Annotated in this window: 26 protein-coding genes; 20 read left to right on the forward strand and 6 right to left on the reverse strand. The window is 71.8% G+C overall.

The features are described from left to right. Nucleotides 1-124 precede the first annotated feature (124 nt). The 3 genes from ACFXKG_RS17680 to ACFXKG_RS17690 form a co-directional block, all read right to left on the reverse strand. Nucleotides 125-1,150, reverse strand: coding sequence for a 6-phosphofructokinase (locus ACFXKG_RS17680; RefSeq protein WP_382899227.1), 1,026 nt, complete (start codon nucleotides 1,148-1,150; stop codon nucleotides 125-127). Between the two features lie 238 nt (nucleotides 1,151-1,388). After that, nucleotides 1,389-2,117 carry a type 1 glutamine amidotransferase gene (locus ACFXKG_RS17685; protein ID WP_384839168.1) on the reverse strand — a complete coding sequence of 243 codons (729 nt, stop codon included), beginning with the start codon at nucleotides 2,115-2,117 and terminating at the stop codon, nucleotides 1,389-1,391. Between the two features lie 49 nt (nucleotides 2,118-2,166). Beyond that, a complete protein-coding gene (locus ACFXKG_RS17690; RefSeq protein ID WP_365819202.1) occupies nucleotides 2,167-3,405 on the reverse strand; it encodes a MurT ligase domain-containing protein in 1,239 nt (412 codons plus the stop codon). A gap of 115 nt (nucleotides 3,406-3,520) precedes the next feature. Between ACFXKG_RS17690 and def the strand changes: the two genes are divergently transcribed. Then, complete coding sequence (gene def / locus ACFXKG_RS17695; RefSeq protein WP_384839172.1) at nucleotides 3,521-4,078, forward strand: peptide deformylase; 558 nt, start codon at nucleotides 3,521-3,523, stop codon at nucleotides 4,076-4,078. A 129-nt stretch (nucleotides 4,079-4,207) separates the two neighbouring features. Here def and ACFXKG_RS17700 read toward each other — a convergent pair whose 3' ends face one another. Beyond that, a complete protein-coding gene (locus tag ACFXKG_RS17700) occupies nucleotides 4,208-4,852 on the reverse strand; it encodes a TetR family transcriptional regulator (protein ID WP_384839175.1) in 645 nt (214 codons plus the stop codon). Nucleotides 4,853-5,030: 178 nt separating this feature from the next. On the opposite strand from ACFXKG_RS17700, the gene ACFXKG_RS17705 reads away from it, so the two are divergent. Next, nucleotides 5,031-6,284, forward strand: a complete 1,254-nt coding sequence (locus ACFXKG_RS17705) for an acyl-CoA dehydrogenase family protein (RefSeq protein ID WP_384839304.1) — start codon at nucleotides 5,031-5,033, stop codon at nucleotides 6,282-6,284. Nucleotides 6,285-6,366: 82 nt separating this feature from the next. Here the strand turns inward: ACFXKG_RS17705 and ACFXKG_RS17710 are convergent, their stop codons facing one another. Further along, nucleotides 6,367-6,855 carry a glutathione peroxidase gene (locus ACFXKG_RS17710; protein ID WP_365819208.1) on the reverse strand — a complete coding sequence of 163 codons (489 nt, stop codon included), beginning with the start codon at nucleotides 6,853-6,855 and terminating at the stop codon, nucleotides 6,367-6,369. Nucleotides 6,856-7,000: 145 nt separating this feature from the next. On the opposite strand from ACFXKG_RS17710, the gene ACFXKG_RS17715 reads away from it, so the two are divergent. Beyond that, nucleotides 7,001-7,180 (forward strand): DUF6011 domain-containing protein, encoded by a 180-nt coding sequence (locus tag ACFXKG_RS17715; protein WP_384839307.1) that lies wholly within the window; start codon nucleotides 7,001-7,003, stop codon nucleotides 7,178-7,180. A gap of 23 nt (nucleotides 7,181-7,203) precedes the next feature. Here the strand turns inward: ACFXKG_RS17715 and ACFXKG_RS17720 are convergent, their stop codons facing one another. Then, nucleotides 7,204-8,439 carry an ROK family protein gene (locus ACFXKG_RS17720; protein WP_384839178.1) on the reverse strand — a complete coding sequence of 412 codons (1,236 nt, stop codon included), beginning with the start codon at nucleotides 8,437-8,439 and terminating at the stop codon, nucleotides 7,204-7,206. A 408-nt stretch (nucleotides 8,440-8,847) separates the two neighbouring features. Between ACFXKG_RS17720 and ACFXKG_RS17725 the strand changes: the two genes are divergently transcribed. The 17 genes from ACFXKG_RS17725 to ACFXKG_RS17805 all read left to right on the forward strand — a co-directional run bounded on the left by ACFXKG_RS17725 (nucleotide 8,848) and on the right by ACFXKG_RS17805 (nucleotide 25,156). Then, on the forward strand, nucleotides 8,848-9,957 hold the full coding sequence (locus ACFXKG_RS17725; protein WP_384839181.1) for a Gfo/Idh/MocA family protein: 1,110 nt from the start codon (nucleotides 8,848-8,850) through the stop codon (nucleotides 9,955-9,957). A 52-nt stretch (nucleotides 9,958-10,009) separates the two neighbouring features. Next, nucleotides 10,010-10,897, forward strand: coding sequence for a sugar phosphate isomerase/epimerase family protein (locus ACFXKG_RS17730; protein WP_384839184.1), 888 nt, complete (start codon nucleotides 10,010-10,012; stop codon nucleotides 10,895-10,897). A gap of 144 nt (nucleotides 10,898-11,041) precedes the next feature. Further along, on the forward strand, nucleotides 11,042-12,553 hold the full coding sequence (locus tag ACFXKG_RS17735) for an ABC transporter substrate-binding protein (protein WP_384839187.1): 1,512 nt from the start codon (nucleotides 11,042-11,044) through the stop codon (nucleotides 12,551-12,553). A 37-nt stretch (nucleotides 12,554-12,590) separates the two neighbouring features. Continuing rightward, nucleotides 12,591-13,532, forward strand: coding sequence for an ABC transporter permease (locus tag ACFXKG_RS17740; RefSeq protein WP_384839190.1), 942 nt, complete (start codon nucleotides 12,591-12,593; stop codon nucleotides 13,530-13,532). Beyond that, complete coding sequence (locus tag ACFXKG_RS17745; protein WP_384839194.1) at nucleotides 13,529-15,370, forward strand: dipeptide/oligopeptide/nickel ABC transporter permease/ATP-binding protein; 1,842 nt, start codon at nucleotides 13,529-13,531, stop codon at nucleotides 15,368-15,370. Before ACFXKG_RS17740 ends, ACFXKG_RS17745 begins: the two co-directional genes overlap by 4 nt. Beyond that, entirely contained in the window at nucleotides 15,367-16,287 is a 921-nt protein-coding gene (locus tag ACFXKG_RS17750) for an ATP-binding cassette domain-containing protein (RefSeq protein ID WP_384839198.1), read from the forward strand. Before ACFXKG_RS17745 ends, ACFXKG_RS17750 begins: the two co-directional genes overlap by 4 nt. Beyond that, the gene (locus tag ACFXKG_RS17755; protein WP_384839201.1) at nucleotides 16,284-16,757 is read left to right on the forward strand and encodes a nuclear transport factor 2 family protein; all 474 of its coding nucleotides are present in this window, start codon (nucleotides 16,284-16,286) and stop codon (nucleotides 16,755-16,757) included. The genes ACFXKG_RS17750 and ACFXKG_RS17755 overlap by 4 nt, the downstream gene beginning before the upstream one ends. Next, nucleotides 16,754-17,065: a hypothetical protein gene (locus tag ACFXKG_RS17760; RefSeq protein ID WP_384839204.1), complete on the forward strand. Its 312-nt coding sequence runs from the start codon at nucleotides 16,754-16,756 to the stop codon at nucleotides 17,063-17,065. Before ACFXKG_RS17755 ends, ACFXKG_RS17760 begins: the two co-directional genes overlap by 4 nt. A gap of 1 nt (nucleotide 17,066) precedes the next feature. Beyond that, nucleotides 17,067-17,687: a response regulator transcription factor gene (locus ACFXKG_RS17765; RefSeq protein ID WP_384839207.1), complete on the forward strand. Its 621-nt coding sequence runs from the start codon at nucleotides 17,067-17,069 to the stop codon at nucleotides 17,685-17,687. 13 nt (nucleotides 17,688-17,700) lie between these two features. Beyond that, nucleotides 17,701-19,170 (forward strand): ATP-binding protein, encoded by a 1,470-nt coding sequence (locus tag ACFXKG_RS17770; RefSeq protein ID WP_384839210.1) that lies wholly within the window; start codon nucleotides 17,701-17,703, stop codon nucleotides 19,168-19,170. Nucleotides 19,171-19,287: 117 nt separating this feature from the next. After that, entirely contained in the window at nucleotides 19,288-20,514 is a 1,227-nt protein-coding gene (locus tag ACFXKG_RS17775) for an acyl-CoA dehydrogenase family protein (protein ID WP_384839213.1), read from the forward strand. 59 nt (nucleotides 20,515-20,573) lie between these two features. Beyond that, nucleotides 20,574-20,948 (forward strand): hypothetical protein, encoded by a 375-nt coding sequence (locus tag ACFXKG_RS17780; RefSeq protein WP_384839216.1) that lies wholly within the window; start codon nucleotides 20,574-20,576, stop codon nucleotides 20,946-20,948. After that, complete coding sequence (locus ACFXKG_RS17785) at nucleotides 20,945-22,219, forward strand: Rieske 2Fe-2S domain-containing protein (protein WP_384839219.1); 1,275 nt, start codon at nucleotides 20,945-20,947, stop codon at nucleotides 22,217-22,219. Before ACFXKG_RS17780 ends, ACFXKG_RS17785 begins: the two co-directional genes overlap by 4 nt. Beyond that, the gene (locus ACFXKG_RS17790) at nucleotides 22,209-22,796 is read left to right on the forward strand and encodes an aromatic-ring-hydroxylating dioxygenase subunit beta (protein ID WP_384839222.1); all 588 of its coding nucleotides are present in this window, start codon (nucleotides 22,209-22,211) and stop codon (nucleotides 22,794-22,796) included. Before ACFXKG_RS17785 ends, ACFXKG_RS17790 begins: the two co-directional genes overlap by 11 nt. After that, nucleotides 22,793-23,572: an SDR family NAD(P)-dependent oxidoreductase gene (locus ACFXKG_RS17795; RefSeq protein ID WP_384839225.1), complete on the forward strand. Its 780-nt coding sequence runs from the start codon at nucleotides 22,793-22,795 to the stop codon at nucleotides 23,570-23,572. Before ACFXKG_RS17790 ends, ACFXKG_RS17795 begins: the two co-directional genes overlap by 4 nt. A 43-nt stretch (nucleotides 23,573-23,615) precedes the next feature. Then, entirely contained in the window at nucleotides 23,616-24,569 is a 954-nt protein-coding gene (locus ACFXKG_RS17800; RefSeq protein WP_384839228.1) for a PDR/VanB family oxidoreductase, read from the forward strand. 80 nt (nucleotides 24,570-24,649) lie between these two features. Further along, complete coding sequence (locus ACFXKG_RS17805) at nucleotides 24,650-25,156, forward strand: flavin reductase (RefSeq protein WP_384839231.1); 507 nt, start codon at nucleotides 24,650-24,652, stop codon at nucleotides 25,154-25,156. Nucleotides 25,157-25,193: the final 37 nt, after the last annotated feature.

Consider the following 25,193-nt stretch of genomic DNA (forward strand, 5'->3'; position numbering starts at 1 on the left):
CGGCGGTGGTCTGCGCGCCGGCTGTCCCTGCTGTCCGCACCAGACTAGAACCGCCCCCGGCCGCGATCGCGACCGGGGGCGGTCCGTCCCGTACCGGAGGCCGGGGGAGGGGCCGGGGGGCGGGTCAGAGCACGCACTCCGCCTCGGCGTACCGCTCCGGCGGCACCGTCTTGAGGGTCTCCACGGCCTCGCCCAGCGGGACCATCACGATGTCCGTGCCGCGCAGTGCCGTCAGCATGCCGAACTCCGAGCGGTGCGCCGCCTCGACCGCGTGCCAGCCGAACCGGGTCGCCAGCACCCGGTCGTACGCGGTGGGCGTGCCGCCGCGCTGGACGTGCCCGAGTATGACGGGCCTGGCCTCCTTGCCGAGGCGCTCCTCCAGCTCGATCGAGAGCTGCCGGGCGACGCCCGCGAACCGCTCGTGGCCGTACATGTCCTTGCCGCCGACCTCGAACTCCATCGAGCCCTCGCGCGGCTTCGCGCCCTCCGCGACCACGACGATCGCGAACCGCTTGCCCGCCGAGAACCGCTTGCCGACCACCTCGGTCAGCTCACCGATGTCGAAGGGCCGCTCGGGCACCACGATGGCGTGCGCGCCCGCCGCCATACCGGAGTGCAGCGCGATCCAGCCGGTGTGCCGGCCCATGACCTCGACGATCAGCACGCGCTGGTGCGACTCGGCGGTCGTCTTGAGCCGGTCGAGCGCCTCGGTCGCGACCCCGACGGCCGTGTCGAAGCCGAAGGTGACGTCGGTCGAGGCGATGTCGTTGTCGATGGTCTTCGGCACGCCGACGATCGGCAGACCGGCCTCCGAGAGCAGATGCGCGGCCTTGAGCGTGCCCTCACCGCCGATCGGGATGATCGCGTCGAGCCCGAGGTCGGCGACATGGCCCCTGGCCCGCTCCACGCCGTCGCGCAGATGCGCGGGCTGGACGCGGGACGAGCCGAGGATGGTGCCGCCGCGGGCCAGGATGCCGGCCACCGCGTCGAGGTCGAGCTTGCGGTAGTCGCACTCCAGGAGGCCCTTCCAGCCGTCGTGGAAGCCGATCACCTCGTCGCCGTGGTCGACGACGGCCCGGTGCACGACGGACCTGATCACGGCGTTGAGGCCGGGACAGTCGCCGCCTGACGTGAGCACACCAATTCGCATAGCCCGGATTACCTTTGCAACGTGGGCCGACGGCCGGACGCCCTTGTCAGGCCAGATCTTCGCCAGCCTACCGGCGGGCGCCGGGGGTACCGAAACCCCGCGTCCGCCTGCTGGACAGGCGGACGCGGGGCGAGGCCGGAGCCCGGGGACCGCCGAGCACGGCGGTGACCGGTCGGGCCGCTGGTCGGGCCGTCGGTCGGACGGGCCGGGGTGCCGGTCAGGCGGGTCGTAGCGCCGGTCAGGCGGGCTGGGCCGCCGCGGCGACCCGCTCGGCGCGCAGCGCCTCGTACCACCGGTCGTCAGTCGGCGGCAGCGCGTTCACATCGAGGGCCAGCTTCAGCAGCAGGTCCGCGATCTGCGGGTTGCGCGCCATCACCGGGCCGTGCATGTACGTACCGAAGACGGTGTCGTTGTACGCGCCCTCCGTGCCGTCGCCCGTGCCGTTGCCCCGGCCGAGCTGGACCCGCGCGAACGGCCGGGCCGCCGGGCCGAGGTGGGTGATGCCCTGGTGGTTCTCGAAACCGGTGAGCTGCGGCAGGTTCAGCCGCGGGTCGATGTCCGCCAGTACGTCGCCGACGCACCGCGCGCCCTCGCCGCGGGTGGAGATCACGTCGAGCAGCCCGAGACCGGCCTCGCGCTCGCCCAGGTCGTTGACGAACTCGTGCCCGAGGATCTGGTAACCGGCGCAGACCGAGAACACGATGGCGCCGTTGGAGACGGCCCGGCTGAGCCCGCCGTCGCGGCGCAGCCGCTCCGCCGCCAGCCGCTGGGGCCGGTCCTCGCCGCCGCCGATCAGATAGATGTCGCCGGAGGTCGGCACCGGCTGGTCGCTGCGTACGTCCACCCGCGTGACACCGAGGCCGCGCTGGCGCGCCCGGCGCTCCACCACGAGAGCGTTGCCCTGGTCACCGTAGGTGCTCAGCAGATCGGGGTAGATCCACACCAGCCGCAGGCTGTTGTCGCTCATTCTGGCTCGTCCTTCCGGGTTCCGGGGAGTCATGTATCCCGACATGGCTTCAGTTGCCCACCCGTCTGCGCAGATCCTGGAACGACGTGTAATTGGCGATCGCCTCGATACGGCCGGGCGGTGCCATCCGCACGGCCTCGTCGGGCGTCTCGCAGACCCGGAAGTCCAGGCCCGCGACCTCCAGACGTACGGCGAGGTCCAGCTTGCGGTCCCCGATCACGAAGATCGGGTGGCCCGCCAGCCGGGTGTAGTCCACGTCCCACAGCCACGAGGTGTCCGTGCCGTCGGCGCCGCGCGCGTTGACGGCGAGGATGACCGGCGTGGGCGGCGGGTCGATGAGCGAGAACGTCTCCAGCCAGCCCGCCGGGTTCTTGGCGAGCAGCAGCCGCAGATCGCGGCCGAGGAACGAGACCACGTCGTACCGGCCGGCGACCGCCTGCACCTGGTACATCCGCTCCAGCGCCACCTGCGGCGGCACCCCGAAGGTCGCCGCGACGGCGGCGGAGGTCGCCGCGTTCGCCTTGTTGGCGCGGCCCGGGAGCTGGAGGTGGATCGGCCAGGCGGAGCCGTGCGGGTCGAGGACGTGGTCGCCGTGGAGCGCCCAGCTCGGCGGCGGCCGGCGGAAGCCGCACTCGCCGCAGAACCAGTCGTCGCCGGGGCGCTGCATCACACCGCCGCAGGAGGGGCACGACCAGGCGTCGTCCTTCCACTCCTGGCCCGCCGCCACCCAGACCACGTTGGGGGAGGAGGAGGCGGCCCAGACGATCAGCGGGTCGTCCGCGTTGGCGATGACGACGGACTTCGTGCCGGCCAGGCCCTCCCGCCACTTCTCGGCGAGCATCCGGGTCTCCGCGGCGCGGTCGAGCTGGTCGCGGGAGAGGTTGAGCAGCGCGATGGCCTTGGGTGTGGTGTCCCTGGCCACGCCGGCGAGGTACTTCTCGTCGACCTCGATCACACCGAACCGGGCGTCCGAGCCGCCCGCGAGGGCCGAGGTGATACCGGCCGGCATGTTGGCGCCGAGCGCGTTCGACACCACGGGGCCGGCGGCGCGCAGGGCCTCGGCGATCAGCCGTGTGGTCGTGGTCTTCCCGTTGGTCGCCGACACGAGGATGACGTCGAGATGCTGAGCCAGCCGGCCCAGCAGATCTGGGTCGAGCCGGAGCGCCACCTTCCCGCCGATCACCGATCCGCTGCCGCGGCCTGCGGCACGCGACACCGCCGCCGCGGCTTTGCCCGCCGTCACGGCCAGCTTGGCCCGCGGCGTCAGCGGGTCCGTGTTGCCTGACATCGCCTTGATCCTCCTTGCGTCGGTCCGTGGGCCAGCCTATCGAGATCAGGCCAGGGCCCCGAACCGCGGCACCGCGCAGATCGCGGGGTTCACCGTGGACCGTACCCTGACCGTCATGCGAAACCGTCCGATCCCCGGCAGTACCGGGCGAGTACGAGCCATGAGATTGCTCGGAGATCCCGTCCTGCACGCGCCCTGTGAACCCGTCACCGACTTCGGTCCCGCGCTCGGCGCGCTGGTCGAGGACCTGTTCGCGACGATGTACGCCGCCCGGGGGGTCGGGCTCGCCGCGAACCAGATCGGCGTCGCCCAGCGGGTGTTCGTGTACGACTGCCCGGACGACGAGGACGTCCGCCATCTCGGACACCTCGTCAATCCCCGGCTGGTCCAGGCGGACGACATCGTGCTGCGCGGGCCCGAGGGCTGTCTGTCCCTGCCGGGCATCGAGGCGGGGACGGAGCGGTACGACCACACCGTCGTGGAGGGCTTCACCCAGGACGGCGCACCGGTCAGGGTGGAGGGCCGGGGCTTCTTCGCCCGCTGCCTCCAGCACGAATGCGACCACCTGGAGGGCACCCTCTACTCCGACCGGCTCACCGGATGGCGGCGCTCCAGAACCCTCCGGGCGGCGCGCCGGGCGCCCTGGGCCACGGGCCGGCCGGCCACACCGTGACCCGGGGCCACACACCGTGACCCCGGGCGCCCCGCCGGTCCTGCCCGCCGCGCGGCCCCGTACGCCGCGGACGTACCGGACCGCCGTGCGGCCGAGTACGCCGCGGACGTACGCCCGTGCCGTACCGGCTCAGAAGCCGGGGCCGCCCGCGCGGTCGTCGACCTCCGCCAGCCTGCCCCAGAGCAGATCCGCCAGGCTGCGCACCAACTGGTCGCGCGGGCAGGGGCGTTCCCCGAGCCACCAGTCCCCGGCGCCGTGCATCATGCCGACGATGCCGTGGCCCCAGACCCGGGCGAGCTGCTCGCTGCCGGGGCCGAGGTCGACCCGGTCCTCTATGACCTTGGCCAGCTCCTCGCCGAGCCGGCGCAGCAGCGGGGCCGAGTGGCGGCCGACGTCGAAGCCCTGCTCCGGGAGCTGGGTGTCCTCGGCCGGATGCATCAGGAACCGGTAGACCTGGGGTCTCGCCTCGATCGCGGCGAGATACGTGTCCAGCGTGGCCTCCACCCGCTCGCGCCGCCCGGCGGGCGCGTCCAGCGCGGCCCGCAACGCGTCGAGCAGCGCGTCCGTGTGGCGCTTGGCCAGCGCCCGGTACAGTCCGCCCTTGTCGCCGAAGTGGCGGTAGAGGATCGGCTTGGTGATGCCGGCCTCCGCGGCGATGGCGTTCATGGAGGCTCCTGGGCCGTCCCTGAGCACCACCCGGTCGGCGGCCTCCAGGAGCTGCCGGCGCCGCTGCCGGGTCGAGCGCTGCTGCTCGGCCTGCTGTGTGCTCTCCATAGGTGTGTCTCCCCGCCCGTGCGATTGCGTGACGCTCGGGCAACGTAACACCCTGCCCGCCGTCAATGCTGATCAGAAGGTGGCCGGTTGACATCCCCTACTTATGAGTAACAGACTGCTGTTACCGCAAGTAACATTCTGGAGCGACACCGTGGGTGACGTGGTGCTGGAGGGGAACATGACCGGGTTCACGCTCGATCTCAACGACGACCAGAGGCAGGTCCGTGACTGGCTGCACGGCTTCGCCGCCGATGTCATCCGCCCCGCCGCCGCCGAGTGGGACGAGCGTGAGGAGACCCCCTGGCCGGTCATCCAGGAGGCCGCCAAACTCGGCATCTACTCCCTGGACTTCTACGCCCAGCAGTTCTTCGACCCCACGGGGCTGGGGATCCCGCTGGTGATGGAGGAGCTCTTCTGGGGTGACGCGGGCATCGCGCTGTCCATCGTCGGTACGGGGCTGGCGGCCGTCGGCGTCCTAGCCAACGGCACCGAGGAGCAGGCCGGCACCTGGATCCCGCAGATGTACGGGGACCCCGACGACCTGAAGCTCGCCGCCTTCTGCTCCTCGGAGCCCGACGCGGGCTCCGACGTCGGCGCCATGCGCACCCGCGCGGTCTACGACGAGGCCAAGGACGAATGGGTGCTGAACGGCACCAAGACCTGGGCCACCAACGGCGGCATCGCCCACGTCCATGTCGTGGTCGCCGTCGTCGACGCGGGACTCGGCACGAAGGGGCACGCCTCCTTCATCGTCCCGCCGGGCACCCCGGGTCTCTCCCAGGGCCAGAAGTTCAAGAAGCACGGCATCCGCGCCTCCCACACCGCCGAGGTCGTCCTGGAGGACGTACGGGTCCCCGGGCACTGCCTGCTCGGCGGAAAGGAGAAGCTGGACGAGCGCCTCGCGCGGGCGCGTGAGCGGGCCGCGGCGGCCGCCGCGGGCGGCAGTGGCAAGGGCGACAGCGAGCGCGTGAAGAACGCCGCCATGGCGACCTTCGAGGCGTCCCGCCCGGCTGTCGGCGCGATGGCGGTGGGCACGGCGCGCGCCGCGTACGAGGTCGCCCTCGACTACGCGAAGACCCGCAGCCAGTTCGGCCGCCCGATCATCGACAACCAGGGCATCGCCTTCCAGCTCGCCGACATGCGCACCCGTATCGACGCCGCCCGGCTGCTGGTCTGGCGCGCGTCCTGGATGGCCAGCACGGGCAAGCCGTTCACCGCGGCCGAGGGCTCGATGTCCAAGCTGTACGCGAGCGAGACGGCGAAGCAGGTCACCGCGCAGGCGGTGCAGATCCTCGGCGGCAACGGCTTCACCCGGGAGTACCCGGTGGAGCGGATGCACCGGGACGCCGCGATCTACACGATATTCGAAGGCACGAGCGAGATTCAGCGGCTGGTGATCGCCCGCACCCTGTCGGGGATGCCCATCCGGTAGTTCCCGGGAGCCGCTTCCTCGGGTGCCGCTTCCTCGGGTGCCGCTTCCTCGGGTGCCCGTCGAGGACCCGGCCGACGGGGTGTCAGGCGGGGAGCTGGGCCTCGATGGCCGCGACGACCTCGGGGGCCTCCGGCTCCGTGCGCGGCCGGATCCGGGCGACGACCTCGCCCTTCGGGGAGATCAGGAACTTCTCGAAGTTCCACTGGACGTCTCCCGCCTCGCCCGCGGCGTCGGCGGTCTTCGTCAGCTCCGCGTAGAGCGGGTGCCGGGTCTCCCCGTTCACGTCCGTCTTCGCGAGCAGCGGGAAGCTGACGCCGTACGTCGTCGAGCAGAACGTCCGGATCTCGTCCGCGGTGCCGGGCTCCTGCCCCATGAACTGGTTGCAGGGCACGCCGAGAACGGTGAAGCCACGCTCCCCGTAACTCTGCTGGAGCCGCTCCAGACCGGCGTACTGCGGGGTGAGGCCGCACTTGGACGCCACGTTCACCAGCAGGACGGCCCTGCCCTCGTAGGCGGCCAGGGAGGTCGGTTCGCCGGTCAGGGTCGTCAGGGGGATGTCGTACAGCGTCATCGGGATCTCCTCGCTCGACTGTGGTCCGCCCTCATTGTGGACCCGTGACCGTGGCCTCCCGCGGCCGGGCTGGTAGACGTGGTCCGTGGACGAAACACCGCTCGACCCCCCGCCGCCCGTCGACGACGGCCGGCTCCCCGGCTCCGTGCCGGACGCGGCCGGCCCCCGGCCCGTCCGGTGCCGCATGTGCGGCCGACCGCTCACCGGCACGGCCTCGCGCCGCACCGGTCTCGGCCCCGCCTGCGACGCCAAACTCCATCCGCCCGCGCCGGAGATCAGAACCCGGCGCCGCGAGGCCGAACAGGACCCGCTGCCCGGAATCTGACGCCACGGGCGGTCCCGGGGGCCTTATGCGGTCTCCTCCGTCTCGTCGGCCAGCAGCCGGGCGATACCCCGGGCGCTGAAGATGTCCTGTGTGGCGAGGGCGATGCCGCCGTGGAGACCCGAGGCGGGGCCGAGCCGGCTGGTGGTGATGGTCAGTTTGCGGGTGGCGAGGGGCAGGGCCCGCTGGTAGACCACGGCCCGTACGGCGGAGAGCAGATCGTCGCGCAGCTCGCTCAGCGGGCCGGCCAGGACCAGGGTGCGCGGGTTGAACATGTGGACCAGCATCGCCACCACCTCGCCGATCTCGGTGGCGGCCTGCCGTACGGCGTGCAGCGCGGGCGGATCACCCTTGGCGACGCGCTGCGCGAGGACCCGGGCGCCGTGCAGCGGGTCGTCGTCGGTCGACTCGGGGATGCCGAGCGTGCGCAGGATGGCCCGGTGGGAGGCGATCGCCCCGACGCAGCCGACGTTGCCGCAGGCACACAGCACGTTGTCCGCGCCGACGGCCCGGATGTGGCCGATGTCGCCGGCGGCTCCGTCGGCGCCCCGGTACACGTCGCCGCCCGCGGTGATGAGGCCGGCCCCGATGCCGCTGGAGATCTTGACGCAGAGCAGGGGAGTGCCCGACGAGCCCTGCGCCGCTTCGCCGAGGGCCATCAGGTTGACGTCGTTGTCGACCACCACGGGCGCGTGGAAACGCTCCCGCAGATGGTCGCTCACCGAGTGGCCGTCCCAGCCGGGCATGCCCGTCGGCTGCACCGCGCAGCCCTGCTCGAAGTCGACGGGCCCCGGGAGGCCGACCACCACCGACCGCACCCGGCGGGGATCGCGCCGGTGCTTCTCCAGCAGGGTCAGCAGCCGCTCGCTCACCGCGTCCAGCACGGCCCGGGGCCCGGCGTCGATCCGGATGTCCACGGTGTCCTGCGCGATCAGCCGCCGCGACAGGTCGGCGATGGCCACCTGCGACGCGCCGGTGTCGATGTCCGCGACAGCGATGGTCCCGGCCCGCGGGCTGATCGTCAGCACCCGGGGCGGGCGCCCGCGCACGGACTGCCGGGACTCCAGCTCCTGCAGGATGCCGCGCCCGACGAGATGGTCGACCTGCTGCCCCACCGTCGACCGGGCCAGGCCGCTGCGACGGGCGATCTCCGCGCGGTTGGTCGCCTCCCGGGAGACGACCAGGCCCAGCACCCGGTGGAGTGCGGCGGGCACCGGCGTCGGTGGGGTCGGCTCCGCTGTGTTGCCCTCGCCTTTATGCATTCAAGTGACCTTAATGTTGCCAACTTGTGTCCGTCAACGCATCCTTCCTCGGGGCGGAACTTAACCGATGTTACGGCGACATACCGTCCGTTCAATGCCTTCTTTTAGGCCTTTAAGAAAATTAAAAATCCTCTCTTGTGCTCGATGTGCGAACTAAACGATGGTGATGCGCAACGCGGCGTTCAGGCCGCGGTCGGTCGCCGTACGACGGAGGTGCAACCGTGCCCGGCTCCCCGCGAGCGGTCGTGACCGGGACCGGCCCCCGCGCCGCCACCGCACACCGCGCCCGCTGATCACACCGGCCGACACCACACACGGGCGCGCACACCGGTCCGTACCGGATCCGTACCGCTGCCCGTCGGTGACCGGGCACGGCACCGCCAACGCACAAGAGATCGCAGGAGACTCATGGGCCAGGAACACACGCGGCACCGCATCGGGATTCTGGGCGCGGGCAACATATCGGGCCGGTACATCGAGGGCCTGCGCACCTTCCCGGAGCTGGACGTGGTCCGCATCGCCGATGTCGACACGGCCCGCGCCGAGCGCGCCGCGGCCGAACACGCCATCCCGGCATGGGGGAACGACACCGAACTCCTCGACGACGACCGTGTCGAGATCGTCGTCAACATCACCCCTCCGCGCTTCCACGCGGAGACCGTCATCGCCGCGCTGCGGGCCGGCAAGCACGTCTACGTGGAGAAGCCGCTGGCCGCGACCGTCGAGGAGGCCAGGGAAGTCCTCGAAACCGCCGCGGACAGCGGGCGGTTGCTCGGCTCGGCCCCCGACACCTTCCTCGGCAGCGCCGTGCAGACCGCGCGCAACGCCCTCGACACCGGGCTGATCGGCGAGCCCGTCGGCGCCACCGCCTTCGTGCGCTCCAGCCGCGTCGAGACCTGGCACCCCGACCCGCGCTCCTTCTACGGTCCCGGCGGCGGGCCCGTGATGGACATGGGGCCCTACTACCTGGCCGCACTCGTCAACTGCCTCGGTCCGGTACGCCAGTTGGCCGCCGCGACCCGTGTCGGCGCGCGGACCCGCCGGGTCACCAGCCCCGACCGCGTGGTCGACGAGATCACCGTCGACGTGCCCACCCACGCCTCCGCGTCGCTGACCTTCGCCTCCGGTGCCATCGCCACGGTCCTGATGAGCTTCGACGTCTGGGACACCGAGCTGCCGCGCATCGAGATCTACGGCACCGAGGGCACCCTCGCGCTGCCCAACCCCAACTTCTTCGACGGCGACGTACGCGTCAAGCGCCACGGGGACACCGAGTGGGAGGTGCTGACACCGGTCACCGAGCTGTTCGGCGCCGTCGGCACCGCCGAGCAGCACCGCCGCGGGCTCGGGGTGCGGGACCTCGCCCGCGCGCTCGGCGGAGAGCCGCACCGGGCCAACCCCGCCTTCGCCTTCCACACGCTCGAAGTGCTCGCCGGTTTCGAGGTCTCCCAGCAGGAGGATCGTTTCTTCGTTCCGACGAGCACCTGCCCGCGTCCCGCGCCGCGGACCGCCCTCTGAGCGGCGCGCCGCACACCGAGCCGCACACCGCCCACCGAAAGGACCACGGAACATGAAGATCAGGCAGGACCGCCTCGCCATCAACCCCCTGCAATGGGTGGCGAGCGCCGAGGGGTGGATCGACCCTGCCCTCGCCCCGCCGCTCGACCGGCAGCTGTCCGTCATCCGCGACGCGGGCATCACGGCACTGCACAGCGCCGTCCCCGGCGACATGACGCCCGAGGCGTACGCCGCCCGGCTCGCCGACCACGGCATCGCCCCCGCGCCCGGCTACATCCCGGTCCGCCTCACCGAGGACGCCGCCGCGCGGCAGACGTACCGCGACTCCGCGGCCCGGGTCGCCGAGCAGCACGCGGCCCTCGGCGTACCCGTCGTCTTCCTCGCCATGGGCATGGCCAAGGACGCGGAGCGTGTGGCGCGTCCCGCGGTCGGCCACGCCGCGCGGCGGGACCGGCTGGAGGAGGTGCGCGACCTCCTCGCCGGGATCGCCGGGATCATCCGGGCGGAAGGCATCACCCCCGCCTTCCACCCGCACGTGGGCACCTGGGCCGAGACCGAGGAGGAGACCCGCTTCATCCTCGACACGGTCGACGCCTCGCTCCTCTCCTTCGGACCGGACATGGGCCACCTCGCCTGGGCGGGCGCCGACGCGGCCGGGCTCGTACGCGACTACGCCGACCGCGTGGCGAGCGTCCACATCAAGGATCTCGACCTCGGCCTCGCGGCCCGGGCCAGGGAGGAGGCCTGGGACTACCGCACGACCGTACGGGCCGGCCTGTGGTCGGAACCGGGCCACGGGAACGCGGACATCGAGGGCTTCGTCGACGCTCTCCCCGACGGCTTCGACGGCTGGCTGATCATCGAGGTCGACCGCGGGGCCCAGGACACTCCCGAGGACAGTGTGCGACTCTGCGGCGAGTGGGCCGCCGGGTACGTGTGACGACCACCGCGTGTGTGCGGCGGGCGCCGGGTGTGTGTGACGACCGAACGCGCACCAGGCGTGGTGGACCCGGCCGTGCACGGCCGGGAGCGGGTGACCGGGGGGAAACGAGGAGACTGTGGACATGAGACAGGTGGAGAAACCATGCGCAAGACAGTGGCGTTCATCGGTGCCGGACTGCTGACCGTTGCCGCGACGGCCTGCTCCGGCGGCACTCCGACCGGCGGTGGCGGCGACAGCACGCTGACCCTCGCCCAGTCGGTCACGGCCACACCGTGGGATCTGGCGAAGGCCAGCATGGGCCCCGAGGCCCAGTACTACCAGCCGGTCTACGACACGCTGATCAGGATCGACACCAAGGGTGAGCCCACCCCGAACCTGGCCGCGTCCTGGTCGTACGACAAGGCCCAGACCACCCTCACACTGAAGCTCCGCGACGGTGTGACCTTCACCGACGGCACCCCGCTCGACGCGGACGCCGTGCGCGCGAACCTGCTGCACACCAAGAGCGGCACCGCCAGCGCCGCCGGCGAGATCCAGGACATCACCGGCGTAGACGTCGTGGACGCCCGCACGGTCGCCGTGAAGCTGAGCCACCCGACCCCGGCCCTGCTGCCCGCGCTGGGCCAGGTACCGGGCATGATGGCCGCCCCCGCGTCGCTCAAGGACCCGAAGACCCCGATCGGGTCGGGCCCGTACAAGCTGGACACCGCGGCCACCACCGCCGGCCAGACGTACACCTACACCCGCAACGCGGACTACTGGAACGCGAAGGCGTTCCCCTACGACCGCGTCGTCATCAAGTACCTCGCCGACCCGACCGCCCGCACCAACGCGCTGATGTCCGGGCAGCTCGACGGCGCGACCCTCAACCTCAACCGGGTCAAGACCGTCGAGGGCCGGGGCCTGAAGGTCAGCACCTACCAGCCCGGCGACGTCGAGGGCCTGTACATCTGGGACCGAGCCGGAAAGAAGGTGCCCGCGCTCGGCAAGGTGAAGGTCCGGCAGGCGCTCAACCACGCCTTCGACCGGCGGGCCATCATCAAGGCGGCCAAGACCGGCCTCGGCAGGCCCACCACACAGCTGTTCGCGCCGGGCGAGGAGGGCCACGACGCCGCGCTCGACGCGACGTACTCCTACGACCCGGCGAAGGCCAGGAAGCTGCTGGCCGAGGCCGGTTACCCGAACGGCTTCGCGGTCACCCTGCCGGACTTCTCCGCGGCCTTCCCGCAGGAGCAGGCCGCCCTCACCCAGTCCCTCAAGGACATCGGCGTCAAGGTCACCCTGGACACCCTGCCCAGCGACCAGATCTTCAGCAGCATGCTCGCCGGCAAGTACGCGATGTCGTACTTCAAGCTGGGCGCGCCGACTGCCTGGGACAAGGTGCAGTTGCAGCTCACCGGGAAGTCGACCTGGAACCCGTTGAAGTACACCGACGCGCACTCCGCCGACCTCGTCGCGCGCATTGGTGACGCGACCGGGGCCGAGCGGACCGCGCTGATGAAGGAGCTCAACACCTACGTGGTCGACCAGGCATGGAACGCCCCCTGGGACGTCATCGCCTACGCCTACGCGACCGCCCCCGACGTCAGCGTCACGCCGCAGCCCGGCACCCAGTTCCCACCGATCCAGAACTTCGCACCGGTGGCGAAGTAACCACCGCCCCTCCCCTGCACGGAAGGAGGAACTGACCGTGTTTGCCTTCCTGTTCCGGCGCCTCGCCGCCGGCGCCGTCCTGGTGGTCGTCGTGGCCACCGCGACCTTCCTGATGCTGAGCCTCACCGGCACCGACGTCGTACGCAACGTCCTCGGTGAGACCGCCTCACGCTCAGCCGTGGCCGCCAAGACCCATGAACTCGGCCTGGACCAGCCCCTCGCGGAGCGGTACGGGCACTGGATCGGCCAGGCCGTACGGGGAGACCTCGGCAGTTCGTGGTTCACCGGCGACCCGGTGAACCAGTCCCTGACGGACACCCTGCCGGTCACCCTCTCCGTCGTTCTCGCCGGCCTGCTCGTCGCCATGGTGCTCAGCGTCGCGCTGGGCACCGCGGCGGCGCTGCGCGGCGGCTGGGTCGACCGTGGCGTGCAGTTCGCCGCGGTGCTCGGCACCGCCGTGCCCAGCTTCCTGATCGCCCTCGTCCTCGCGGTCACCCTGGCCGTCCGGCTCGGCTGGCTGCCCGCCACCGGATACGTGGACCTCGGCACCTCGGGCACCGGCTGGCTCCGGTCGATCGTGCTGCCCGCCGTCTCCCTGGCGGTCGGCGCGACCGCGGCCACCGCCCTGCAGGTGCGCGGCGCCCTGATCGACGTCCTGCGCGCCGACTTCGTCCGTACCCTGCGCAGCCGGGGCCTGCCCACCCGCAGCATCGTGTACAAGCACGCGCTGCGCAACGCGGCCCCGCCCGCCCTGACGGTGCTCGCCCTGCAGTTCATCGGCCTGATCAGCGGCGCCGTCGTCGTGGAGAAGGTGTTCGGACTGCCCGGTATCGGCACCCTCGCCAACTCGGCCGCCGTACGCGGCGACGCCCCCGTGCTGCTCGGCACGGTGGTGGTCGCCGTCGTCATCGTCGTCGCCGTCAACCTCCTGCTGGACATCGCGTACGGCTGGCTCAACCCGAAGGTGCGTGTCTCATGACCGGGACCCCCACGGCCGCTCCCACGGCCGGTCCCGCGGCCGAGGCTCCGGAGGGCCCCCTGGCCGCCGGCCGGGACCGCCTGCTGCGCAGGACCCTGCGCGACCCCGTGGCCGTCGTCTGCCTGGTGATCCTCGGCCTGGTCGTCGCCGCGAGCCTGGCGGCGCCCCTGCTCACCCCGTACCCGCCCGAGCACAGCACCATGGCGGACACGCTCGCCCCCCTGTCGGGCGCGCATCCGCTCGGCGGCGACGGTGTCGGCCGGGACGTGCTCGCCCGGCTGCTGTACGGCGGCCGCACCAGCCTGCTCGGCGGTACGCTCGCCGCCCTTGTCGCCTTCGCGGTCGGCGGGCCGCTCGGCCTGGTCAGCGGCTTCTACCGGGGCTGGTTCGACGCGGTGGCCGGCTGGGCCGTCAACGTCGTCATGGCGGTGCCCGCGATCATCGTGATGCTCGTCGTGATGGCGGCCGTCTCCCAGGACCTCAACGTCGCCATGACCGTCCTCGGTGTGATCATGGCGCCGATGGTCTTCCGCCTCATCCGCGCGTCGGTGGTCGCCGTCCGGGAGGAGCTGTACGTCGACGCCGCCCGGGTCTCCGGACTCGGCGACCCGCGCATCATGCGGCGCCACATCCTCCCCGTGGTGATCGCTCCGTCCGTCATCCAGGCCACCCAGCTCTTCGCCGTGGCGATCGGCATCCAGGCCGGCCTCTCCTTCCTCGGTCTCGGCAAGGCGTCGCAGGCGAGCTGGGGCGCGATGCTGGCCGACGGCTTCACCAATGTGTACAACGCGCCCGAACTCCTGGTGTGGCCGGGCCTCGCGATGAGCCTGACCATCCTGGCGGCCAGCCTGCTGGGCAACGCGGTGCGCGACGCGCTGGGCACCGGCGAGCGCCGGGTGACCGGACGTCCGCGGCCCGTCGCACGGCGCACCGGCGCGGCGGCCGCGGAGCCCGTTCAGGACCGCCTGCTCACCGTGACGGGGCTACGGGTCGGCTACCCGACGCCCGGCGGCGTCAGGACGGTGGTCGACGGGGTGAGCCTCACCGTGGAGCGCGGCGAAGTCCTCGGCCTGGTCGGGGAGTCCGGCTCGGGCAAGAGCCAGACGGCGTTCTCCGTCCTCGGGCTGCTGCCGTACGAGGCGCAGGTGAGCGCCGATCATCTCTCCTTCGACGGACGGGAGTTGCTGGGGCTCGACACGGCCGCGCTCAACGCGCTGCGCGGGCGCGGGATCGGCTACATCCCGCAGGAACCCATGTCGAACCTGGACCCCTGTTTCCGGATCGGCTCCCAGCTGGCGGAGCCCATGCGCAGGCACCTGGGACTGTCCCGCGCCGAGGCCCGTACCAAGGCGCTGGCCCTCCTGGAACGGGTCGGCATCCCCGACCCGGAGCGGGTGTACCGGTCGTATCCGCACCAGGTCTCCGGCGGCATGGCGCAGCGCGTCCTGATCGCCGGCGCCGTCTCCTGCGACCCGCGGCTCCTGATCGCCGACGAGCCGACCACGGCCCTCGACGTCACGGTCCAGGCCGAGGTGCTCGACCTGATGCGCTCGCTCCAGCGGGAGGGCGAGATGGGGATGATCCTCGTGACACACGACTTCGGCGTCGTGGCGGACATCTGCGACCGGGTCGCCGTGATGCGGGCCGGCCGGATCGTGGAGACCGCGCCGGCCCGGCAGATCTTCGCGGAGCCAGGGCACGCGTACACCCGCAAGCTGCTGGCCTCGACCCTCGAAGGCGGGCCGGTGCGCGGGGAGCCGGGCGCTCCCGCCGCTCCCGCCGCTCCCCAGGAACCCCTCGGGACGCTCCAGGAACCTCACAAGGAGGTGACGTCATGATGTCTCCGTCTCCCCGGACTTCTCCGGCCGTCTCCCCGGAGTCGCCGGACTCCTCGGACTCCTCGGACTCCGCTGCTCCCGAGGTCCCTTCGACCGCCCCGCTCCTCGAACTCGACGACGTCGTGGTGGAGTACCCGGGAAAGGGCCGCCGCGGGAAGCCGTTCCGCGTCCTGCACGGCATCGACCTGTCCATCGCCCCCGGCGAGACCCTCGGCCTGGTCGGCGAGTCCGGCTCCGGCAAGACCACCCTGGGCCGGGCCGTGCTCGGCCTCGCCCCGGTCACCGGTGGTGAGATCCGCTACGAGGGGCGTCCCGTCTCCCGGCTGGGCAGGCGGGAGCGCCGGGCGCTGAGCAAGGACATCCAGGTCGTCTTCCAGGATCCGTTCACCTCGCTCAACCCGGCCATGACGGTCATGGACATCCTCACCGAACCGCTGCTCGTCACCGGCGTCGCACGCGCCGACGCGGAACGCCGGGTGCGCACCCTCCTCGACCACGTGTACCTGCCGCGGGACGCGGCCCACCGGCTGCCCCGGGAGTTCTCCGGCGGCCAGCGCCAGCGGATCGCCATCGCGCGCGCCCTGTGCCGGGACCCCAGGCTGATCGTCTGCGACGAACCGGTCAGCGCCCTCGACCTGACCACACAGGCCCGGGTGCTCGACCTGTTCATCGAGATCCAGGAGGCGACGGGCGTCGCCTATCTCTTCGTCACGCACGACCTCTCCGTCGTACGGCACATCAGCCACCGGGTGGCCGTGCTGTACCGGGGAGAGATCGTCGAGACGGGGGACACCGCCCAGGTCACCGAGCGCCCCGAACACGCCTACACCAAGCGGCTGTTGCTCGCGGCGCCGGTACCGGACCCGGATCGGCAGGCCCAGCGCCGCGCCGAGCGCCTGCGGCAGGCGGCCTCATGACCGGCCCGGCCGGGGACACCGGCGCCACCGCGACCGCCGACCCCGCCCCGTTCGTGGCCACCCTGACCCGCTACCTCGCCCTCTGCGACGTACCCGCCCGCGCGGAGGGCGAGTTGGGCGACCTGTTCACCGAGGACGCGGTGTGGGAGGGCGGCGGCAGCGCGTACGCCGACAGGTTCGGCCGTACCGAGGGCCGCGCGGCGATCGTCGCGATGCTGTCGGCGTATCTGCCGCCCGCCCCGCACTTCCTGGCCAACACCCATCTGCTCTTCCCCGGCACCGTCGACGTGAGGGACGGTACGGCGCGGGGGAGCTGGCAGATGCAGCAGCTCTCGCGGTACGCGTCGGGCGGCGCCGAGATCATGGTCGCCCGCCTCGACGTGGCCTTCCGTACCGGCCCCGACGGGCCCCGGATCTCCGCCTTCCGTACCGAACGGCTTTTCGCCGCACCGCTGTTGGAGGAGCGATGACGGACCCGACGACAGTGGCGACAGCCCCGACGGCAGCGACGACAGCGGCGACGGACCGGACGATGCTGCTGACGTGTTACGCCGACACCCACGGCTACGGCTGGCACCACGTGGACCTGTTCGTGCACGACGGCGCCGGCCGGGAGGTCAACTGGGTGCACTGGCAGGTCGAGGAGGACGGCCCTGCCGGCGCCGACGCGGCCACCGCGCGGGTCGAGCCGGCCCTGCGCCGTACGAGCGCGTGGCGGCACGGGATCAGCGCCGACGGAAGTGAGTACTGGACCGCTCCGGCCGCCTGGGACGGATGAGATGTGCCTCGTCTACATCCTGGACGACGACGAGGCGCTGAGCGAGTCGCTCGCCTGGCTCCTCGGGTCGGTGGGTATCCGCTCGGAGCGCTTCCGCGACGCCCGGACCTTCCTCGCCGCGTACGACCGCGGCCGGCCCGCCTGTCTCGTCCTCGACGTGCGGATGCCCGAACTGAGCGGGTTCGGGGTCCAGCAGCTGCTGAACGAGACGGGCTCGCCGCTGCCCGTGGTCTTCGTCTCCGCGCACGGGGACATCCGGATGTCCGTACGCGCCCTGCAGAACGGGGCCGTCGACTTCCTGGAGAAACCGTACGACCCCCAGCACCTGCTCGATGTCGTGCAGTCCGCGCAGCGACTGGCCCGCGAGCGTTTCGAACGGGCCGCCCGGCAGGACGGACTGCGGGCCAGGCTCGCGGGCCTGTCCGTGCGGGAGCGGGAGGTGCTGGGGCTGGCCGTGGACGGTCTGCCGAACAAGCGGATCGCGGTACGGCTCGGCATCAGCGCCAAGACCGTCGACGTGCACCGGGCCCGCATCCGCGAGAAGACGGGCGCCGAGAGCCTCACCACGCTCGTACGCGACATGCTCCGACTCGGCCTGCGCCTCCCGGAGGCCGGAGAATGAGAGGCACCGCCCCATGGCCGGACCCCCGCCGGACCCCCCGCCGGACCCCGCGCCGCGGGCCACGCCCGGACTCGCCCCTGGTGACTTCGAGGCGCTGACCCAGGCCCTGAAGTACTGCGTCCTGCTGCACGACGCCCGTACCTTCGAGATCCTCTGGGCGAACGGCGCGGCCTGCGACCTGCTCGGCTGGAGCGTCGAGGAGCTGAAGCCGCTCAAAGCACCGGACATGAGCAAGAACGCCCGCGAGTACAGCCGTGAACTCGGCCGTCGCTGGCTGCGCCACGCCGTCGCCGACGGGGTCAGCGCCACCGAATGGTGCTACCGCTCCAAGAGCGGCGAGGAGATCCTCACCGAGGCCATCGCGATCCGCGTCGACCTGCCCGCCGGAACCGTGGTGATGGTGCAGTTCCGGGACATCGCCGAGGAGAAGGCGGTCCGGCGCGATCTGTTCCGCACCGAGAGCCGGCTCCGTACCTTCCTGGGCGGCCTCGCGGAGGGCATCGTCGTCCTCGACGACGCCGGCCGGGTCGTCTTCGCCAGCGAGTCGGCGACCAGACAGCTCGGCGAGGGCCTCCACGGCGCCGACTTCGCCGGGTACTGCCCCGACGGGCCCGTGCCCGGCCGCGAGGGCCGCTACCGGTTCGCCGCGCCCGGCGCGGCCCCTCGCTGGTACGCGGCGACCTGCCAGTACATCGGGATCGAGAGCGATCTGCGCGGCCGGATGCTCCTCTTCTACGACATCAGCGACCGCGTCCGCGAGGAGGAGGAGCACCGCCGCGACACCCAGCGCCTCGACCACCTCGCCCGCTACAACGCCATGGGCGACATGGCCATGGCCATCGCCCACGAGGTGAGCCAGCCGCTCGCCGCCGCGTACAACTTCGTCGAAGGGGCGCGCGGCCGGCTCGCCGCGGGCGACGAACAGGTGGCCTGGGGGCTGGACAACGCCGTCCGGCAGATCGACCGCGCCCGGCGGATCCTGGGCAGCCTGCGGCAGTACGTGGGCCGCCTGGAACAGTCCGAACAGCTCACCGACCTCAACACCATCGTCCGCGACTGCGCCTACTTCATCGAGCTGCGCGCCCAGGAACACGGCGTGGTGACGGAGTTCGACCTGACCGCGGAACCGCTCCCGGTGCGCTGCGAGAACGTGCTCATCGGGCAGGTCGTGATGAACCTCGCCTTCAACGCGGTCGAGGAGATGGCCCGCCGGCCCGTCGCGGAACGCAGTGTACGGATCACCACCCGGCGGGCCGGTGACGGCGACGCCGAACTCGCCGTCCGGGACCGGGGCGACGGCCCGCCACCCGGCGACCGGATCTTCGACGGAGTCTTCACGGCCAAGGAGAACGGCAGCGGTATCGGCCTCGCCCTCAGCCACCGCATCATCACCCGCCACGGCGGCCGGATCGGCGTCGGCCCGAACACACCGCGCGGCGCGGTGTTCCGCTTCACCCTGCCGAGGGCCCGCACCACCGGATAGGGGAATTCCCCTACACAGTGCGGTCAAGTCCCGATGGTGGACGGCCGGTTGCCGCGCCTAGCGTAAAGGCAGGGCGGTCGAGAAAACCGCCGCCCGGCAATGCGAGGAGAAACTCTCATGACGCGGACGCTGGATTCCCATCCCCCGCACGATGCCGCCCATTCCCCGGAGATCGCCCCGGAGACCCCCGTCGCGACCTCCCCGGGCACCTCCTTCGACACCTCCCGCGACACCTCCTCTGCCGTCGAACGGGTCCTGGACGTCGTGGCCGAACGGCGGGCCGAATTCGAGGAGAAGCGGCATGTTCCGCGCGATGTGATCGCTGAATTCAAGCGTGCGGGAATCTACCGGTCGAGCGTCCCCACGCGATTCGGCGGCACTCCGCTGCCGCCCGCCGAATTCCTCCGCCTCATCGAGCGGATATCGGTCGTCGACGGCTCGGCCGGCTGGGTCGCGAGCTTCGGCTCGTCCCATGTCTATCTGGCCGCGCTTCCCGTGGAGACCCAGGCCGAGTTGTACGCCGACGGACCGGATGTCGTTTTCGCGGGCGGCCTGTTCCCGGTGCGGCCCGCCGAGCGTGTCGAGGGCGGCTACCGGGTCTCCGGCCGGTGGAAGTTCGCCAGCGGGTGCAAGGGAGCCGACGTGTTCGGCGTCGGTGTCAAGGCCGGCGAGGACCGGGCGGGCCGTCCGCTGACCGCCGTACTGCGGCCCGGGCAGGTGGAGATCGCCGAGAACTGGGACGTCATCGGCATGCGCGGCACCGGCAGCCACGACCTGGTGGCCGACGGTGTCGTCGTCCCCGAGGAGTGGACGTTCGTCCGCGGCGGCGAACCCACCGTCGACGAGCCCCTGTACCGCTACCCGACGGTCCCGTACGCCGCGCAGGTCCTCGCGGTGGTCGGACTCGGAGTGGCCCGCGCGGCCCTCGACCACGCCGTCGCGCAGGGCGGCCGGTCCGGCTTCACCGGCGCGCCCAGGCCGGCCGAGCGCGCGACGTACCGTATCGCCGTCGGCCGGGCGGAGGCGCGGCTCCGGTCCGCGCGCGCCTTCTTCTACGAGGCGACCGAGGAGGTCTGGGAGACGGTGACCGCGGGGGACCCCGCGAGCGCCGGCCAGGCCAGCCTGCTGCGGCTCGCCGCCACCCACCTCGCGGAGACCTCCTTCGCGGCCGTACGGAGCGCGTACCAGCTCAGCGGCATCGCCGCCATCGCGGACGGCAGCCCCATGCAGCGCTTCCTGCGCGACGCCTCGGTCGTCCCGCAGCACGCCTTCCTCCAGGAGGGCATGTACGACGGCGCCGGCGCGGTCCTCACCGGTGTCCCGCCCTTCCCCGGCTACCTCTGACCGCCGCCGCCCCTCCGCACGACCGCCATCCCGCCATCCCTGAAAGGCAGGACCCCTCCATGCCCGAGCCCGAGTCCGGCACCGCACCTCTGCGGGTGCTGTTCTGCATCGGCGTCAACCAGAACTTCTTCGATCTGCCCACCGGCCAGGGCAAGGCGGTCTGGGACGGCTTCATGACCATGCTCGGCCGGCTCCACGGGATGCCCGGCGTACGCGTCCTCGGCACGATCGACGACGACCAGCACATGGTCGGCCCCTCCGGCTCCTGGCCCTGGACCTCGTACGTCCTGGCCGACGTCGTCGACCAGCCGACCGTCGCCGCGGTGTGCAACCTCTTCCGCACCGTCCAGGTCGGCGAGTACGGCCTGTGGCGCTACATGAAGATCGAGGCGCGCGCCGGCCGCCCGCTGCCCGATCCGGAGGCCACCCGATGACCGCGTCCCCGCGGACTCCCGACATCGCCTCCCTCGTCGGCCACGACCGGGTCTCCGGCACCCTCTACACCGACCCCGGGCTCTTCGAACGGGAGATGGACCGGATCTTCCACCGCACCTGGGTGTGGGTGGCGCACGAGAGCGAGATCGCCGAGGCGGGCGACTTCAGGACCGCCTGGGTGGGCCGCCGCCCCGTCATCGTCAGCCGCGACCGGCGCGGCGGCATCAACGTCCTGCTCAACCGCTGCCGCCACCGCGGCGCCAGCGTCTGCGAGACCCCCAAGGGCAACGGCAACGGCTTCACCTGCCCGTACCACGCCTGGTCGTACGCGCTGGACGGCACCCTCCGCGGCATCCCGTACCCCGAGGGGTACGAGGACGTCGCCGAGAAGAAGGACATGCCGCTGCAGAGGCTGCGGGTCGGCACCTACGGGGGCATGGTCTTCGCCAGCTTCGACCACGACATCGAGCCGCTGGAGGATTTCCTCGGCGGGGCCCGGCTGTGGATCGACCGTTTCATGAAGCAGGGCGCCGGCTACCCGGTCAAGGTGCAGGGCGAGCACAAGTTCCGGTTCGACGGCAACTGGAAGATCCAGCTGGAGAACACCACCGACTGGTACCACTTCCCGATCGTGCACCGCTCCTGGATGTCGTCGGTGGACGCCGAGACCGCGAGCATGCTCTCCATCATGACCGACGAGACCGCGGTCACCCATGCCCTCGGCAACGGCCACAGCGTGTCCGTCTCCGTCGCCGCCCACGTCGACCTCGACGTCGACGACGGGACGGAGAAGCTCCAGGACCGCTTCCGCCATGTCGTCGAGGAACTGTCGAAGGACATGCCCCCGGAGAAGGTCCGGCGGATCGTCCGCTCCCTGCACGGCGCCGGGTTCAACCTCAACCTGTTCCCGAACGTCGCCATGTCGATGTCGTTCTTCCGCGTGCTGCGGCCGATCTCGGTGGCCGAGACCGAGGTCCGCCACGTGGCCCTCGGCCTGGACGGCGCCCCCGACATCGTCAACCGCGAACGGCTCCGTATCCACGAGCATTTCCAGGGACCGTTCGGCTTCGGCAGCCCCGACGACGCCGAGGCGTGGAACCGCGTCCAGCGCGGTGTGACCGGCGGCGCGGAGATGCCGATCCTCGTCAACCGGGGGCTCGGCCGGGAGAAACCCGACGACCTGGGACAGCCCACGTCCCACGCGACCGACGAGACCGGAATGCGCGAGGCGTACGCGATGTGGAAGAGGACGATGACCCATGACGACTGACGCCCTCATCACCGCGGTGCCGGCGGCCGAACTCCCGCTGGACGATCCGCGCGCCCTCGCCGCCGTATCGCTGATCTGGCGCGAGGCCCATCTGCTGGACGCCCGGCGGTACGCGGAGTGGGACCTTCTGTGGGCCCCGGGCGGCGAGTACATCGTCCCCATCGACCGTGACACGACGGACTTCGCCGGCCGCCTCAACCTGGTCTACGACGACGAGCGGATGCGCCGCATGCGCGTCGAACGGCTCACCGGCGGCTTCTCCATCTCGGCCGCCGCCGCGGCCCGTACGGTCCGGTCGGTCTCCCGCTTCGTCGTCACGGCACGCGAGGAGCACGCGATCGAGCTCTGCTCGGCGCAGATCCTGGTCGGCTACAAGCGCGAGGAGACCTTTGTGCTCGCCGCCGACGTCACCCACCGGATCACGTATGCCGCAGACGGCACGGCCGGTCCGGACGGCACGGACAGGCCTGACGGCGCGGGCGGTCCTGGTGGTCCGGGCGCTCCCCGGATCGCCCGGAAGATCGTGCGGCTGGTCAACTCCGAGGACACGGTGACGGCATCGGGGTTCCTGCTGTGAGCCCGCACGGAACCGGCGAGGGCTGGGAGGACGACACCCACCGCATCGCCCTCGTGACGGGCGCCGCCCGCGGCCTCGGCGCCTGTATCGCGGGCCGGCTGTACGACCGCGGCTACCGCGTGGCGCTGACCGACCTGGACGAGGACGGAGCCGTCGAGGCGGCCGCGGAGCTCGACCCGGCCGGGCGGAACGCGATCGGCCTCGGTCTGGACGTCCGCGACAAGGACGCCTTCGTACGGGTCCGAGACCGGATCGTCGCACACTGGGACGCCCTCCACGTCCTGGTCAACAACGCCGGCGTCGCCAAGGCCGAGCCGCTGATGGACATCACCCCCGACAGCTTCAGGACCGTGGTCTCCACCAACCTCGACGGCACCTTCTTCGGCTGCCAGGTCCTCGGCGCCTACTTCGCCGAGCGCGGATACGGACGCATCGTCAACATCGCCTCCCTCGCCGGCCAGAACGGCGGCACCGCGACCGGCGCGCACTACGCGGCGGCCAAGGGCGGCGTGGCGACCCTCACCAAGGTCTTCGCCCGTGAACTCGGCCCGCACGGGGTCACCGTCAATGCGATCTCCCCGGGCCCCCAGGACCTGCCGGTGGTCCGCGAGATGGTTCCTCCCGAACAACTCGCCAGGATCGAGGCATCGATTCCGGCGGGCCGGCTCGGCCGCCCCCGCTTCATCGCCGACATGGCCGTGCTGCTCGCCTCGGAGCACGCGGACGCGGTCACCGGGGCGTGCTGGGACGCCAACGGCGGCCTGTACATGCGCTGACGGCGCCGTCAGCCCCATCCCTCCCGAACGTGAAGGCAGACGGATGTTCACTGTCACCGTCACCGACGCCGTCGACGAGACGGACGCGGTCAAGGTCCTCAGGCTCGCCCGCCCCGACGGCACCGCCCTCGCCCGCTACCCGGCGGGCGCCCACATCGATGTGACCGGGCCCACCGGAATCACCCGCCCGTACTCGCTGTGCGGGCCGCCGGACGACACCGGCGCGTACACCATCGCGGTGAAACGCGAACCGGACTCGCGCGGCGGCTCCCAGGCCCTGCACGACAAGGCGCCGCGCGGCACGGAACTGACCGTGGGCGCGCCCCGATCGCTCTTCGGCCTCGCCCCGGACGCGGGCGAGCACCGCCTGGTGGCCGCCGGCATCGGCATCACGCCGCTGCTGGCGATGGCGTACGAACTCCACCGTGCGGGCGCGGAGTTCCGGCTGTACTACGTGGCCGGGAGCCGGGCCGAGGCGGCCTTCGCGGAGGTCCTGGAGGAGTCACCCTTCGCCGACCGGGTGGTCTTCCGCCTCGGGCTGGGACGCGAGGCGAACGCCCGTGTGCTGGAGCGGGAGCTGGCGGAGCTGCGGTCCGACGCGCACGTCTACACCTGCGGCCCGCGGGGCTTCATGGAGTACGTCACCGGCCTCGCGGCCCGCAGTGTGCCCGAGGAGCAGATCCACTCCGAGCTGTTCCAGGCGGGAGACGCGACGGACACCGCACCCGCCGAGGGGTTCGAGGTCGAGCTGGACACCGGCGAGGTCTACCCCGTACCGCCCGGCAGGAGCATCGCCGAGGTGCTGGAGGCGAACGGCGTACCGCTGGACACCTCCTGCCGGGAGGGCATCTGCGGGACCTGCGTCCTGCGGGTCCTCGCGGGCGAACCCGACCACCGCGACCACTGCCTGACCGCCAAGGAGAAGGCGGCCGGCGACCGGATCGCCGCCTGTGTCTCCCGGTCGAGGACACCGCGGCTGGTGGTCGAGGTGTGGTGAGCGCTCGGGGGCGGGCCCGAGGACACACGCAGGCCCGAGGACACACCACCATGCAGCAACACGAGAGGAGCGGCCCGGCCGTGAACGCCAGTCAGACCGAATTCCGGGAGGCGATGGCCCATCTCCCCGCGGCCGTCAACATCCTGACGACGGACGGCCCGAACGGCCGTTGCGGCATCACCGTCAGCGCGGTGTGCTCCGTCACCGACGACCCGCCGACCGTGCTGGTCTGCGTCAACCGCAGGAGCGCCATGCACGACGTCTTCAACGCCAACGGACGGGTGTGCGTCAATGTCCTCGGCGGCGACCAGCGGGCGCTGGCCCTGCACTTCGCGGGCGCCACGAAGGTGTCCATGGCGGAGCGCTTCACCTGGGACGTCTGGGACCGCACCCACGATGTGCCGGTGCTGAAGGACGCCCTGGTCACCGCGGTCGGCCGGATCACGGACACCAAGCCCATGGGCTCGCACAGTGTGCTCTTCGTGGAGGTCGAGCGGATCCGCACGCGCTCGGGTGGCCGGAGCCTCGTCTACTTCAACCGGGACTTCCACAGCCTGGACGCGACACCGCCACCGGTGGCCTGCTGACGGCGGACTCCGCCCGGCGAGCGCACCGTCCGGTTTC

Source organism: Streptomyces sp. NPDC059255, from assembly GCF_042752355.1.
In the GTDB taxonomy this organism is placed as follows: domain Bacteria; phylum Actinomycetota; class Actinomycetes; order Streptomycetales; family Streptomycetaceae; genus Streptomyces.